The following is a 12,640-nucleotide window of genomic DNA, read 5'->3' on the forward strand; positions in this document are numbered from 1 at the left end:
AGTTTCAAGTTCAACAACCTGAAACTTTAAACCTTAAACAAAAACAACAAAAATATAAAATGCTAAAGCAATTCTTAAATTTAAAATTATCCCAAAAATTATCTCCACAGCAAATCCAGCTGATGAAGTTAATTCAATTGCCTACGCAAGCTTTCGAACAACGTTTATTGGAAGAAATGAACGAAAATCCAGCTTTGGAAGCCGGAAAAGAAGAAGATGAGTATGAAAAGGACGAGTTCGAAAACGAAGATTATGATGATTATGATGATTCGGAATCAGATAGAATTGAAGCCGAAGACATCAACATTGACGAATATTTAAGCAACGACGAAACTCCAGATTATAAAACACAGGCCAACAATTACAGTGACGATGATGAAGATCGCGAAACGCCTTTTGCTGCGCCAGTAAGTTTTCATCAGGATTTAATCAATCAGTTGAACACCTTTATCCTGAATGATGAAGAGCGTGAAATTGCCGAGTTTCTGGTAGGAAGTATCGATGATATGGGTTATATACGTCGCAGCGTTCCTGATATGGTGGACGATATGGCGTTTACCCAAGGTATTTACACCGATGAAAAAATGGTGGAGAAAATGCTGCAGGTGATTCATGAACTGGAACCATCCGGTGTAGGAGCGCGTGATTTGCAGGAATGTTTATTGTTGCAATTGAAACACAAAACACCAACGGAATACGTAGAACTAGCCACTGATATTATCGAAAATCAGTTTGATGCGTTTACCAAAAAACATTACGACAAGCTGTTACAAAAATACAATGTTTCGAATGAGCAACTAAAAAAAGCCATTCACGAAATAGAAAAACTGAATCCAAAACCAGGCGGATCATTTACCGGAAACAACAAAGTAACGGAAAATGTAGTTCCTGATTTTGCCATCAGAATTGTGGACGGCGAACTGGAACTAACCTTAAACGGGCGAAATGCTCCTTCCCTGCACGTTTCCAAAGATTATCAGGAAATGATGCAAACCTACAAGGATTCCCGTGATAAATCAGCGCAGCAAAAAGATGCAGTGCAGTTTATCAAACAAAAACTGGATTCGGCTAAATGGTTTATCGATGCAATACGCCAACGTCAAGAAACACTTTATGTAACCATGAATGCGATTATGCATTATCAGGAAGAATATTTTCTGGACGGCGATGAAACTAAGTTGAAACCGATGATTTTAAAAGACATTGCCGATATGGTGGGTCTTGATATTTCGACAATTTCACGTGTTGCGAACAGCAAATATGTGGAAACGCCTTATGGCACGAAACTGATTAAAGAATTCTTCTCGGAAGCCATGAAAAATGACCAAGGGGAAGATGTTTCGACATTGGAAATCAAGAAAATTCTTCAGAATACCATTGAGGAAGAAGATAAGAAAAAACCACTTCCAGACGATCAACTAGCCGAAATTCTTAAAGAAAAAGGCTATCCAATCGCGAGAAGAACGATCGCAAAATACAGGGAACAACTCGACATTCCGGTAGCGAGAATGAGGAAGAAAATGTAAGAATGTTGATTTTAGAATGCTGATTAACGATTTGAGATTTAGTGTTGCTAAAAAATGATTTTATAAAAAGACAAACCCTTTCGGAGTTCTAAACTCTGAAAGGGTTTGTCTTTTTATAAACTTTAATATTTCAATCCTGTCTCAGCTCCCTTTCCTTCGGAGAGTCCCAAAGCGTAGGGAGAGGAGAGGATTTCTATTTTTTCTCCTGATCCTTCTTCATCGCGTGAAAATACGCTGCACGGCTTAACGGCTCGTATTCTTCGGTTTCGCCTAACATGACCAGTTTATCATTGTCAGTTTTTCGGAAACTGTAATTCGCCAAATTTCCGGTGCGGGTACACACGGCATGTACTTTGGTAACATATTCGGCAGTTGCCATTAAAGCCGGCATCGGACCAAAAGGATTCCCTTTGAAATCCATATCTAATCCGGCAACAATTACTCGTATTCCCTGATTGGCCAAATCATTACAAATTTTGACAATTTCGTCATCAAAAAATTGTGCTTCGTCAATTCCTACGACATCACAACCTTGCGCCAAAATAGCAATATTTGCGGCAGCAGGAACGGGCGTAGAACGGATTTCATTGGCATCGTGCGACACGACCATTTCATCATCATAGCGCGTATCGATTGCCGGTTTGAAAATTTCTACTTTTTGCTTGGCAAACTGCGCTCTTTTCAAACGACGGATCAATTCCTCGGTTTTACCCGAAAACATGGAGCCACAAATGACTTCGATCCAACCAAATTGTTCTTTATGATTTACTGTATTTTCGAGAAACATTTTGTACTTTTCTGACTTAAAAAATGAATAGTTTTTATTACTTTGTAATGGATAAAACCGACTTAAAAATTTTATACTTTTACGTCGTTTCAAAAGTATAACATTTTTATTGAATCGGAGATTCGCGAGCTCTTATTTAAAAAATAAAATCATGCGAGCAAAGGTTCCTTCTTCCTTATGCTAAATAAAAATAGGAAGATATTTATTAAAAAGACCCGCCTAACACACTATAATTTCAAAAGTTATGAAAAAAAAATTGGAAGCCGATTTAATCAGCATTGCACACAGAATATTACAATTAAAAAATAAATCTGACATCAATCAATTATATCTGGAAACGCAGAAATTATATGAAAAACTTTCTGTCTTACGATTTGTAGAGGAGCACTTTAGTGAGGCAAAACCAACAATTGGTATTCAGGAAATTAACAGAGAAATTGAATCTATTTTTGACAAAACAGAATCGGTTCAACCGGAAGCTAAAGCAATAATCGAGAAAACTGTCGTTGAAGAAATCGCTGAAACGCCTTTGGAACAAGCAACAACAACTGCTGATGAATCTGAATCTGAAACAAATATTGTGGAAGAAGAAACTATTGAAGTTCCTTTGGAAGAAACAATTTCTAATGAAGAAGTAACTCTGGAAGAAGAAAAAGAAGAACCCATTATTGAGGAAGAAATAGTTGTGGAGGAAAAAGAAACTTCAGCACCTGAAATGGCAGCGTTCACTCCGGCTTTTGAATTATCTCAAGAGGAGGAAGTAGAAACGGAAGTGGAAGCTCCAAAGAAAATGGAACCGGTACAAATTTCTTTCGAAGATTTATTGGGTGGAAATTACCATGACACCCAATTTGTAAAAGTGCAACAAATTGAAAATATTCCCACTGCAGTAGTAATCGAAACTCCAAAAGAAATCGTTGCGGAGGAAGAAGAAACAGTTGAACCAAAAACAGTTTCACTGAACGAAAAATTAGCCAAAGGAATCAACATCGATTTGAATGATCGCATTGCTTTTATAAAACACCTTTTTGGAAACAGCAGCGAAGATTACAACCGTGTTTTAAATCAATTAATCACGTTTGATACGTTCTACGAAACCAGAGATTTTATTCAGGAAATGGTAAAACCGGACTACAATAACTGGGAAGGAAAACAAGAATATGAGGAACGTTTTATGGATATTATAGAGAAGAAATTCTTGTAAACTTCCTTAAATTTTCTGAATATACATTTGAACAAATACAGATTTTCTATAAAATTTGTATTTAATTATTTTATCTATGTCAAAATTATACATCGTTCCTACGCCTATCGGCAATCTCGAAGACATGACTTTTCGAGCGATTCGGATTCTTAAGGAAGTCGATTTGATTCTCGCCGAAGACACGCGTACGAGCGGAAAATTGTTGAAGCATTTCGAGATTGGCACACACATGTACAGCCATCACATGCACAACGAACACAAAACCATCGAGAATTTAATTTCGAGATTGAAAGCCGGAGAAAATATCGCCTTGATATCCGATGCGGGAACGCCTGCCATTTCGGATCCCGGTTTTTTATTGACCCGCGCTTGCGTTGAAAACGGAATTGACGTAGAATGTTTGCCTGGTGCAACAGCATTTGTTCCGGCATTAGTCAACAGCGGCTTACCCAATGACAAATTTGTTTTCGAAGGGTTTTTGCCTGACAAAAAAGGACGTCAAACCCGATATTTAGCATTAGCGGAAGAAACTAGAACGATGATTTTATATGTTTCACCCCATAAATTAGTGAAGACTTTAGCAGAATTCATCACCTATTTTGGCAAAGACCGCCAAATATCAGTTTCCAGGGAATTATCCAAACTGCACGAAGAAAATGTTCGCGGAACAGTTAAAGAAGTGGTCGCTCATTTTGATAAAATAGCGCCAAGAGGAGAAATTGTAGTCGTAGTCAGTGGAAAAACAATCACGAAAGAACCTAAAAAAAGTAAATTTTCGGAAGAAGAATAACCTATAAAAATACCATGAATTTAGAATCCTTTTTAGAAAAATTAAAGCAGACACCAGAATCCATCGCTTTTGCAGAAACCATTGCAACAATTGAAAAAAACTACGACTTTACTCCAACGGCATTTGAGAACGGTTTGCAACACAATGCAGCTGGAGAAAATTCAGGTTCCTGTAAATTATTTGCTTTCGCCGAAATTCAAAACCTATCAGAAGCAGAAACATTAGCTTGTTTTGGAGCATATTATTACGAAGATGTTTTAAAAAATCCAAACGGAACTGATCATCAAAACATTCGCAATTTCATGAAAACCGGTTGGGATGGAATTGCATTTTACGGAAGTGCTTTAGTATTGAAATAAAAAAGTTAAAACGCTAATTCGTAAATTAAATCGAAAGACATAATTAACGGAATTAGCGGTAGTTACTTTTTCGAATTCCTAATTTTTATAATCCCAAACCAGTATGCGTTGGACCCTTAAATCAAAACCTTCCGAAGATACCGTGAAAAATTTGGCGAAAGCTTTGAATGTCGAGGATTTTGTGGCCACTTTATTAGTGCAACGCGGCATCGAAACTTTTGAAGATGCCAAACGGTTTTTTCGCCCAAGTTTAGATGATTTGCACGATCCATATTTGATGAAAGATATGGAAAAAGCAGTCGCCCGAATCGAAGAAGCGATTGAAAACGAGGAAAACATCCTTGTTTTTGGCGATTATGATGTAGATGGAACCACCGCAGTTTCACTCGTTTCTTCCTATTTAAAAACCTATTATCCAAACGTGGCGACCTACATTCCCGATCGTTATGACGAAGGTTATGGAATATCTTTTAAGGGAATTGACTTTGCTGATGACAATGGATTTTCACTCATCATTGCTTTGGATTGCGGTATAAAATCCATCGATCATGTGGCATACGCCAAAGCACGAAACATCGATTTTATCATTTGTGACCACCACAGACCGGGAGATTTTTTACCTGAAGCCGTTGCCGTTCTCGACCCAAAACGAGACGACTGCACTTATCCTTATGATGAATTGTGCGGTTGCGGAATAGGTTTCAAGTTGATTCAGGCATTGGGGAAAAACAGAAACCAGACAATCGATGATTTGATTCCCTATCTGGATTTAGTTTCGGCTGCAATTGCTGCTGATATCGTCCCGATGACCGGAGAGAATCGGGTGTTGGCTTATTTTGGATTGCAAGTCATCAATTCTGACCCAAGACCAGGAATCAAAGCCATCATTCACCAAATAAAAAAACAAACCTTAGATATTACCGATGTTGTTTTCATCATCGCACCCAGAATAAACGCAGCCGGACGCATCAAACACGGCAATCATGCGGTGGAATTATTAACCGAATTTGATTTTGACCAAGCTCAACAATTTGCTTCCGAAATCGAGGCGTATAATTCGGAGCGAAAGGATTTAGACAAATTAATCACGAAAGAGGCGTTAAAACAAATTGAGGAAAACAATGAAAAAGAACGTTTTACCTCCGTAGTTTTTCAAGAAGATTGGCACAAAGGTGTGATAGGAATTGTCGCTTCCCGATTGATAGAAACCTATTACCGTCCGACACTTGTTTTTACTAAAAGTGGCAATAAATATGCCGCTTCGGCACGTTCCGTAAAAGGATTTGATGTGTATAATGCTCTCGAAGCGTGTACCGAACATTTGGAACAATTTGGTGGTCATATGTATGCTGCGGGAATGACGTTGAAGGAAGAAAACTATCAAATCTTCAAAGATGCTTTCGAAAAAGAAGTCGAAAGAACCATTCATCCGGATATGTTGACGCCCGAAATTGCGGTTGATGCCGAAATTGATTTTGCGGATATTACCCCAAAATTAATTAGAATCCTGAAACAATTTGAACCGTACGGCCCACAAAATATGACTCCAATTTTCCTGACCAAAAACATCAAAGATACCGGTTATGGAAAACCGCTTGGACAAGAAGACGAACATTTAAAACTTTTTGTTAAACAATCCCGAAGCCTCGGGACCGAAGGCATCGCTGCAATTGGTTTTAATTTGGGAAACAAAATCGAACTGACTACCCATCAAAAACCTTTTCAAGCCGTGTATTGCATTGATGAAAACGAATGGAAAGGCAAATTCAGTTTGCAATTGCGATTGCGAGATATTAAACAATGATTGTGTTGCTATGAAAAAAAACGACCCATACTCTGCCCTGCGTTATAAAGAATTCAATATTTTTTTATTATTACGTTTTGCCATGGTTTTTGGTTGGTCAATGCAGTTTATCGTGATTGAATGGGAAGTATATAGTTTGACCAAAAATCCGTTATCGTTAGGAATCATTGGATTAATGGAAGTCATTCCAGCTATTTCGATGGCATTATTTGCCGGACACATTGTGGATCAAAAAGAGAAAAAAGGATTGCTTTTCAAATGTATTTTAGGGTTTTCAATCATTAGTTTGGGCTTGTTTTTATTTACGTGGCCACCGTTTATAAAAGATTTTTCTACCCAAACTATTTTATACTCCATTTACTTTTTCGTGTTTTTAGGAGGATTGGTCCGTGCTTTTCTTGGCCCGACGATATTTTCTCTTTTGGCATTGATTGTTCCTAAAAAAATATATCCAAATGCTGCCACATGGAGCAGTTCCGTATGGCAAATAAGTTCGGTTTTAGGACCTGCAGTAGCCGGTTTTTCCATCAATTGGATTGGCGTTCACTGGTCAATGTCTATCGTTTTGGGATGTTCACTTTTGGCGCTAATCTCTTTAACCCAAATAGCAACGAAGCCTATTTTGAATCCAAAAATTGGGGAACCTATTATGGAAAGTTTGAAAGAAGGTGTAAAATTTGTTTTCAACAATAAGACGATTTTAGGCGCTTTATCATTGGATATGATTGCCGTTCTTTTTGGTGGAGCCGTTGCTTTGTTACCCATTTTTGCACAAGATATTTTAAAAGTGGGACCGCAGGGATTTGGTGTTTTGAGAGCCGCTCCTGCTGTTGGAGCTTTTTTAATGCTGATAATCTCCGCTTATATTCCTTTTACTAAAAATGCGGGTATGAAACTGCTGTCGGCAATTTTTGCGTTTGGGATTTGTATTATCGTTTTTGGACTTTCGTCTATTTTTTGGTTGTCAGTTACGGCTTTGTTTTTAAGCGGTGTTTTCGACGGAATTTCGGTAGTGATACGCCAAACTATTTTGCAATTGAAAACTCCCGATCACATGCGAGGCCGAGTTGCAGCTGTGAATTCTATTTTTGTGAGTTCTTCCAATGAATTGGGTGCTTTTGAAAGCGGATTAACTGCAAAGCTGATGGGAACTGTTAGCGCAGTGGTCTTTGGCGGAAGCATGACACTTATAACCGTATTTCTAACCGGAGCCGTATCGCCTACTTTTAGAAAACTAGACTTACAAAAAGATATAGAAGAACACGAAAAGAGCGAGTAATAAATAGATTTTTTAGAAAAAAAACTTCCTATAGCCAGTCGGTAAAATAATCTCAAGATTACTTACCGACTTTTTTATGTCTTTTTTATGTTTTATTATTTAGAATAAATATAAATAATACTTATATTTGTTTCAAACTGATGACAGATGCAAGAAATAAAACAAATATATCATAACAATTTAGGTACTTCTTTTTACTGGAGAAAGGATAATGGCATTGTACTGGACAAAGTCCAACTGGTTTTTAGAGAAATGGGTTTTTATTTTACCCAACAGGAACTGCAACTATTTAAGCGCTGTATTGAGGACAGCTATTTCCAAAATAAATGCTGCGAGGATTGTGAACTGAAAAACAAATGCCACAAATTTTTACTAAAAACGCCTTGTTCCCAAATTGATTTAGCCGTTTCCATGGAAGAATTAGATGCCGTAAAAGACTTGGTGGAAGGTACTTTGTTTAAAATAAATCTAGATGAATATTTGTATGGAGAGGGAATGAATTGAGACTTAATACTTTTTAATCTCAAAATTCTCGCCATCAAAAACACCATAGGTAAAATACGTAATCCAGTCACCCAGATTCACATACTCGGCATTTTCTCCTACGGTTACTTTCATAGGCAAATGACGGTGGCCAAAAATAAGGTAATTGTAGTGTTTGGTTTCTAATTTCCTTTTGGAATAAAGAATCAGCCATTCGTTGTCTTCGCCAAGAAAAGTCACATCTTCATCACCAGAAATCAATTTGTTTTTTACGGAAAGGTATTGCGCCAGCTTCACGCCAATATCAGGATGAAGCCATCTAAAAAGCCATTTGAAAAATGGATTTGTAAATATCTTTTTCATGCGTTTGTATCCTAAATCGCCAGGACCTTTTCCGTCGCCGTGACCAATAAGGAATGTTTTATCTCCAAAAGTGTATTCTTGATTGTCATGAAACACGGGAATATTCAGTTCTTTCTGGAAATAATCTTCCATCCATAAATCATGGTTTCCCACGAAAAAATAAATAGGGATTCCACTGTCTCGGATTTCGGCGAGTTTGCCTAAAACACGAATAAATCCTTTTGGGACTACAGTTTTGTATTCGAACCAAAAATCAAATAAATCGCCCAATAGAAAAATAGCTTCGGCATCGCCTTTTACCTCATCGAGCCAAGCCACGAATTTTTGTTCTCTCGGAAAACTCAATTCAGGTGTTGGTGCGCCAAAATGCTGGTCGGAGGCGAAATATATTTTTTTGTTATTGGGTAATTGCATGAAGTTACAGTATGGATTTCATATTATCACTAGCAAACCATTCTGCAAAAGAAGATTCGGTTTCTTGTAATTTCAAAGAGAAAAGAGTGATTCCTTCCGGTAATCGGCTGATGATTCTTTGAGAAAAATCGACTACCATATTTTCGCTTGTTGGTTGGTAATCTACCAAAATAACGTGGTGTCCGCGGCTCATTAATTCGTTTGCCAATTCGATATGCGGAGTCGTTCCGTTGAAAACAGTTGCATGGTCAAATTGATCTACAATTTCTTCTTTTACAATTTTCTTTAAATCCGTGAAGTCAATCACCATTCCAAATTTCACATTGGAACGATCTGTAATTGGAGTTCCAATTACCGTTACTGACAATTTATAACTATGTCCGTGAACATTTTTACATTTCCCGTCATAACCGTATAAAGCGTGTCCGGTTTCGAAACTAAATTGTTTTGTAATTCTGATATTGCTCATCGGAGTTTAATTTTGATGCAAATTTAGCAAATTGATATGAGAAATGAGATGTAAATCTTGGTATTTGGATTCCACTGAAGTCTAGCCCTGATGATCCCGAAGCTTCGGGAGGCATCCTTTTTATAAGGTGATTTTTCTTCACCTTATAAAAAGATATAGTGAACAGCAGGAAATAGCTCCTGAAATAAATCCTGAAAAAATTACTTTTTGAATTGGGACAACGCTTTTCTGGTAAAATCAGACAATACCAATTTTCCTGAAATCGCGGCGCGTTCCAGCAACAATGTATCCCAATGTTGCGTTCCTTCCCACAACACTTTTTTCATTTCCAGTAAAGCTTCGGGATTATAACTGGATAATTTAGCGCTGAAATCAGTTATTGCTGCATCCAGTTCTTCGGCGGTTTCAAAAGTATTGGCGTACAATCCTTTGGCTGCAGCCCAATCAGCGGTTTTCCATTCGTGGGCTGCGAGCGTCATTTCGGCCATTGCCGTCTTACCGATTTTCTTGGAAACTACAGGTTCTATCACAAAGGGACCTATTCCGATTGCCAATTCCGATAGTTTTATTGATGCGTTTTTTGTCGCCAATGTATAATCACAAGCGGAAGCAATTCCTACGCCGCCGCCAACTGCTTTTCCGTGAACGCGACCCACAATAAGCTTAGAACACGAACGCATTGCATTGATTAAATGCGCAAATCCGGAGAAAAACTGGTTTCCTGCTGCTTCATCAGAAACAGCCAAAAGTTCATCAAAAGAAGCTCCTGCACAAAAAGCTCCCGAGCCTTCGCTTTGAATAACAATCACCGAAACGGCTGGATTCGTGCTCAAAATAATGAACTCATTCGTTAAACGATCCAACAATTCTCTTGGAAAAGAATTACTCGAAGGGTGACCAAATGTAACGGTTGCGATTTTATTTTCGATTGTTGTGAAGAGCGAACCTGTTGGGTTTTTTGATACCATAGTGGGGATTTTGATGTAAAGTTAAAAAAAAGTAAAGGAGGATTTGACTTTTTTTCATATAGAATGGATTTGCATTTTGAAATTTGCTTTTTGGGAAATTTATATGTTATATTTGCGCTCTAGTTTGGGGGATTAGCTCATTTGGCTAGAGCGCTTGCCTGGCAGGCAAGAGGTGATCGGTTCGAATCCGATATTCTCCACAAAATAAAACCGTAAAATCTTTTAATTAAGAGTTTACGGTTTTTTATTTTTAGAAATTGTTTGATTGTGTTTCTGAGGTAAGAAAAACTATTTTTAATAGTCTATTTTCCCTACTTGTCTCATCACGCGAACAATTTTAGCTTTTCGTCTGTTGATGTATGAGGAAGAACTGGTCGCCGAATATTTTCTTGGATTAGGTAATATTGCGGCAATACCTGCGGCCTGCATCGACGTGAGACTGGAAGCTCCTTTTCGATACCAATGTTCTGCGGCTGCCTGTGCTCCATACACACCATTTCCCATTTCGATGCTGTTCAAGTACACTTCCATGATGCGTTCTTTTCCCCAAATAATTTCAATCAGAACCGTAAAATACGCTTCAAGTCCTTTTCTCAAATAACTGCGGCCTTGCCAAAGGAAAACATTCTTGGCTGTTTGTTGTGATATGGTACTTCCACCCTTTATTCTTCGGCCTCTTTCATTGCTTTTATACGCTTTTTGCATTGCGACAAAATCAAAACCATTGTGTTTCAGGAACGTTCCATCTTCACTGGCGATTACGGCTTTTTGAAGATTCATCGAGATGTTTTCAATAGGTTCCCAGTCATGGCTGAAAAAAACTTCTTTCCCGGTAGCTTTGTTTTCAATCGCCCGAATCACCATTAAAGGCGTAAACGGAACCGGAACAAATTTAAAAAGTACCACAAAAAACAAAGAGAGTCCAAAGAACCATAACAATGCTTTGAATAAAAAACGGGTTAGTTTGCTCATAAAAGAGGTGGGTTCTTTTTTAACGGGTTGTCTTGATTTTCTTGGTGTTATTTTCGTTGCCATTATACTAAATCTGCTAATTCTGTTCCAATTAAACTTCCTATTGCCACTCCCATTCCGCCCAAACGTACGCCACAATAGACATTATCGGACAGTTGTGAAACAATTGGATTCTTGCTGTTGCCAATACCCATAATACCGCTCCAGCGGTGCGCAATTTGGAAATCCTGATGAGGCAAAATTACTTCTTTTAATAATTGTTCCAATTTTTTTTGGACGATTTCTGTTTGCCCAAATTCTGCTGTGTTCTCCGTCTCAAAATCCAGGTTTCTTCCTCCGCCCAGTAGTATTCTATCCCCAATATTCCTGAAATAATAATACCCTCTATCTAAGTGAAAAGTCCCTTTTATGTCTAAATTTTTAATAGGCTCCGTAATTAAAACCTGTGCTCTGGCTGGTTTTACGGCTCCATTTGTCAATGTATGGGCAAAACCGTTCGTAGCAAACAATATTTTTTGGGTACTAAAACTGAAATCGCCAAGAGCCACTTCCACTCCATTCCCTTTGTCGAAATAAGAGGTAACAGTTTGTTGGTTTAAAATTAAAATATTTTTAGAAACCGCTTCTTTCAACAACGCCTGCATCATATTTCCGGTATCAATTTGCGCTTCAAAAGGATTGAAAACCAAATATTCCTGTATGCCGTTGAACCCAAAACGGTCTACTTCCTTGGCAAAAACATCCGCTTTGAAAAGTGGTCTTAAAATTTCATTGATAAACGGTAATTTCCCGACACACTCACTGTAACAACTTTCGTCGTCTTTTAAAAACAACTCATAACCGCCATACGGTTTGAAATCTATCGTATCATCACCGAGTCTTTTTCGTAACAATTGCAAGCCTTTCCATCGTTTTTGAACAAGATGAATCACTTCTTCCTCTGAATGGGATTTTAAATCATCTATAATTTCTGAAAGGCTTCCGAAACACGCAAAACCGGCATTTTTCGTACTCGCTCCCTGCGGTAACATTCCTTTTTCCAACACTAGAATTTTGCTTTCGGGGAATCTTTCGCGCAAGCGTAATGCAGCATGCAAGCCCACAATACCGCTTCCTACGATAGTATAATCTACATCAGTAAACCAGTTTTTTAATTCCCAATAGCTCAAATCCATGTTCAATTTTTTTCATAAAAATAATAATTTTTTGAAGCTAATCCTGC

Annotated in this window: 13 protein-coding genes and 1 tRNA gene; 8 read left to right on the forward strand and 6 right to left on the reverse strand. The window is 37.9% G+C overall.

Going from position 1 to position 12,640, the window contains the following annotated elements:
* Positions 1-59: 59 nt before the first annotated feature.
* On the forward strand, positions 60-1,526 hold the full coding sequence (gene rpoN / locus QLS65_RS03090) for an RNA polymerase factor sigma-54 (RefSeq protein WP_099714193.1): 1,467 nt from the start codon (positions 60-62) through the stop codon (positions 1,524-1,526).
* Positions 1,527-1,719: 193 nt separating this feature from the next.
* Here the strand turns inward: rpoN and QLS65_RS03095 are convergent, their stop codons facing one another.
* Entirely contained in the window at positions 1,720-2,313 is a 594-nt protein-coding gene (locus QLS65_RS03095) for a thymidine kinase (protein WP_196852309.1), read from the reverse strand.
* A 244-nt stretch (positions 2,314-2,557) separates the two neighbouring features.
* Here QLS65_RS03095 and QLS65_RS03100 point away from each other — a divergent pair, with 244 nt between their 5' ends.
* The 6 genes from QLS65_RS03100 to QLS65_RS03125 all read left to right on the forward strand — a co-directional run bounded on the left by QLS65_RS03100 (position 2,558) and on the right by QLS65_RS03125 (position 8,253).
* Positions 2,558-3,517, forward strand: coding sequence for a hypothetical protein (locus QLS65_RS03100; RefSeq protein WP_282710962.1), 960 nt, complete (start codon positions 2,558-2,560; stop codon positions 3,515-3,517).
* A gap of 76 nt (positions 3,518-3,593) precedes the next feature.
* Positions 3,594-4,307 (forward strand): 16S rRNA (cytidine(1402)-2'-O)-methyltransferase, encoded by a 714-nt coding sequence (gene rsmI / locus QLS65_RS03105; protein ID WP_282710964.1) that lies wholly within the window; start codon positions 3,594-3,596, stop codon positions 4,305-4,307.
* A gap of 14 nt (positions 4,308-4,321) precedes the next feature.
* The gene (locus QLS65_RS03110) at positions 4,322-4,666 is read left to right on the forward strand and encodes a HopJ type III effector protein (RefSeq protein WP_282710965.1); all 345 of its coding nucleotides are present in this window, start codon (positions 4,322-4,324) and stop codon (positions 4,664-4,666) included.
* Between the two features lie 103 nt (positions 4,667-4,769).
* A complete protein-coding gene (gene recJ / locus QLS65_RS03115; protein WP_282710966.1) occupies positions 4,770-6,470 on the forward strand; it encodes a single-stranded-DNA-specific exonuclease RecJ in 1,701 nt (566 codons plus the stop codon).
* Between the two features lie 10 nt (positions 6,471-6,480).
* Complete coding sequence (locus QLS65_RS03120; RefSeq protein ID WP_282715138.1) at positions 6,481-7,749, forward strand: MFS transporter; 1,269 nt, start codon at positions 6,481-6,483, stop codon at positions 7,747-7,749.
* Between the two features lie 147 nt (positions 7,750-7,896).
* Positions 7,897-8,253 carry a hypothetical protein gene (locus QLS65_RS03125; RefSeq protein ID WP_282715140.1) on the forward strand — a complete coding sequence of 119 codons (357 nt, stop codon included), beginning with the start codon at positions 7,897-7,899 and terminating at the stop codon, positions 8,251-8,253.
* Positions 8,254-8,256: 3 nt separating this feature from the next.
* Here the strand turns inward: QLS65_RS03125 and QLS65_RS03130 are convergent, their stop codons facing one another.
* The 3 genes from QLS65_RS03130 to QLS65_RS03140 all read right to left on the reverse strand — a co-directional run bounded on the left by QLS65_RS03130 (position 8,257) and on the right by QLS65_RS03140 (position 10,446).
* Positions 8,257-9,009 (reverse strand): UDP-2,3-diacylglucosamine diphosphatase, encoded by a 753-nt coding sequence (locus tag QLS65_RS03130; protein ID WP_282710969.1) that lies wholly within the window; start codon positions 9,007-9,009, stop codon positions 8,257-8,259.
* Between the two features lie 4 nt (positions 9,010-9,013).
* Entirely contained in the window at positions 9,014-9,478 is a 465-nt protein-coding gene (locus QLS65_RS03135) for a 6-pyruvoyl trahydropterin synthase family protein (protein WP_099714184.1), read from the reverse strand.
* Positions 9,479-9,678: 200 nt separating this feature from the next.
* A complete protein-coding gene (locus QLS65_RS03140) occupies positions 9,679-10,446 on the reverse strand; it encodes an enoyl-CoA hydratase/isomerase family protein (protein WP_282715143.1) in 768 nt (255 codons plus the stop codon).
* Positions 10,447-10,572: 126 nt separating this feature from the next.
* On the opposite strand from QLS65_RS03140, the gene QLS65_RS03145 reads away from it, so the two are divergent.
* A tRNA-Ala gene (locus tag QLS65_RS03145) sits at positions 10,573-10,646 on the forward strand.
* Between the two features lie 94 nt (positions 10,647-10,740).
* Here the strand turns inward: QLS65_RS03145 and mtgA are convergent.
* Positions 10,741-11,481: a monofunctional biosynthetic peptidoglycan transglycosylase gene (gene mtgA, locus QLS65_RS03150; RefSeq protein WP_282715145.1), complete on the reverse strand. Its 741-nt coding sequence runs from the start codon at positions 11,479-11,481 to the stop codon at positions 10,741-10,743.
* Entirely contained in the window at positions 11,481-12,593 is a 1,113-nt protein-coding gene (locus QLS65_RS03155) for an NAD(P)/FAD-dependent oxidoreductase (protein WP_282715147.1), read from the reverse strand. The genes mtgA and QLS65_RS03155 overlap by 1 nt, the downstream gene beginning before the upstream one ends.
* Positions 12,594-12,640: the final 47 nt, after the last annotated feature.

Source organism: Flavobacterium algoritolerans, assembly GCF_030010385.1.
GTDB lineage: Bacteria > Bacteroidota > Bacteroidia > Flavobacteriales > Flavobacteriaceae > Flavobacterium > Flavobacterium algoritolerans.

Excerpts from the sequence above, each read along its gene's own strand:
- rpoN (WP_099714193.1), top strand. The coding sequence starts at position 60 with ATGCTAAAGCAATTCTTAAATTTAAAATTATCCCAAAAATTATCTCCA.
- QLS65_RS03095 (WP_196852309.1), bottom strand. The coding sequence starts at position 2,313 with ATGTTTCTCGAAAATACAGTAAATCATAAAGAACAATTTGGTTGGATC.
- QLS65_RS03100 (WP_282710962.1), top strand. The coding sequence starts at position 2,558 with ATGAAAAAAAAATTGGAAGCCGATTTAATCAGCATTGCACACAGAATA.
- rsmI (WP_282710964.1), top strand. The coding sequence starts at position 3,594 with ATGTCAAAATTATACATCGTTCCTACGCCTATCGGCAATCTCGAAGAC.
- QLS65_RS03110 (WP_282710965.1), top strand. The coding sequence starts at position 4,322 with ATGAATTTAGAATCCTTTTTAGAAAAATTAAAGCAGACACCAGAATCC.
- recJ (WP_282710966.1), top strand. The coding sequence starts at position 4,770 with ATGCGTTGGACCCTTAAATCAAAACCTTCCGAAGATACCGTGAAAAAT.
- QLS65_RS03120 (WP_282715138.1), top strand. The coding sequence starts at position 6,481 with ATGAAAAAAAACGACCCATACTCTGCCCTGCGTTATAAAGAATTCAAT.
- QLS65_RS03125 (WP_282715140.1), top strand. The coding sequence starts at position 7,897 with ATGCAAGAAATAAAACAAATATATCATAACAATTTAGGTACTTCTTTT.
- QLS65_RS03130 (WP_282710969.1), bottom strand. The coding sequence starts at position 9,009 with ATGCAATTACCCAATAACAAAAAAATATATTTCGCCTCCGACCAGCAT.
- QLS65_RS03135 (WP_099714184.1), bottom strand. The coding sequence starts at position 9,478 with ATGAGCAATATCAGAATTACAAAACAATTTAGTTTCGAAACCGGACAC.
- QLS65_RS03140 (WP_282715143.1), bottom strand. The coding sequence starts at position 10,446 with ATGGTATCAAAAAACCCAACAGGTTCGCTCTTCACAACAATCGAAAAT.
- mtgA (WP_282715145.1), bottom strand. The coding sequence starts at position 11,481 with ATGGCAACGAAAATAACACCAAGAAAATCAAGACAACCCGTTAAAAAA.
- QLS65_RS03155 (WP_282715147.1), bottom strand. The coding sequence starts at position 12,593 with ATGGATTTGAGCTATTGGGAATTAAAAAACTGGTTTACTGATGTAGAT.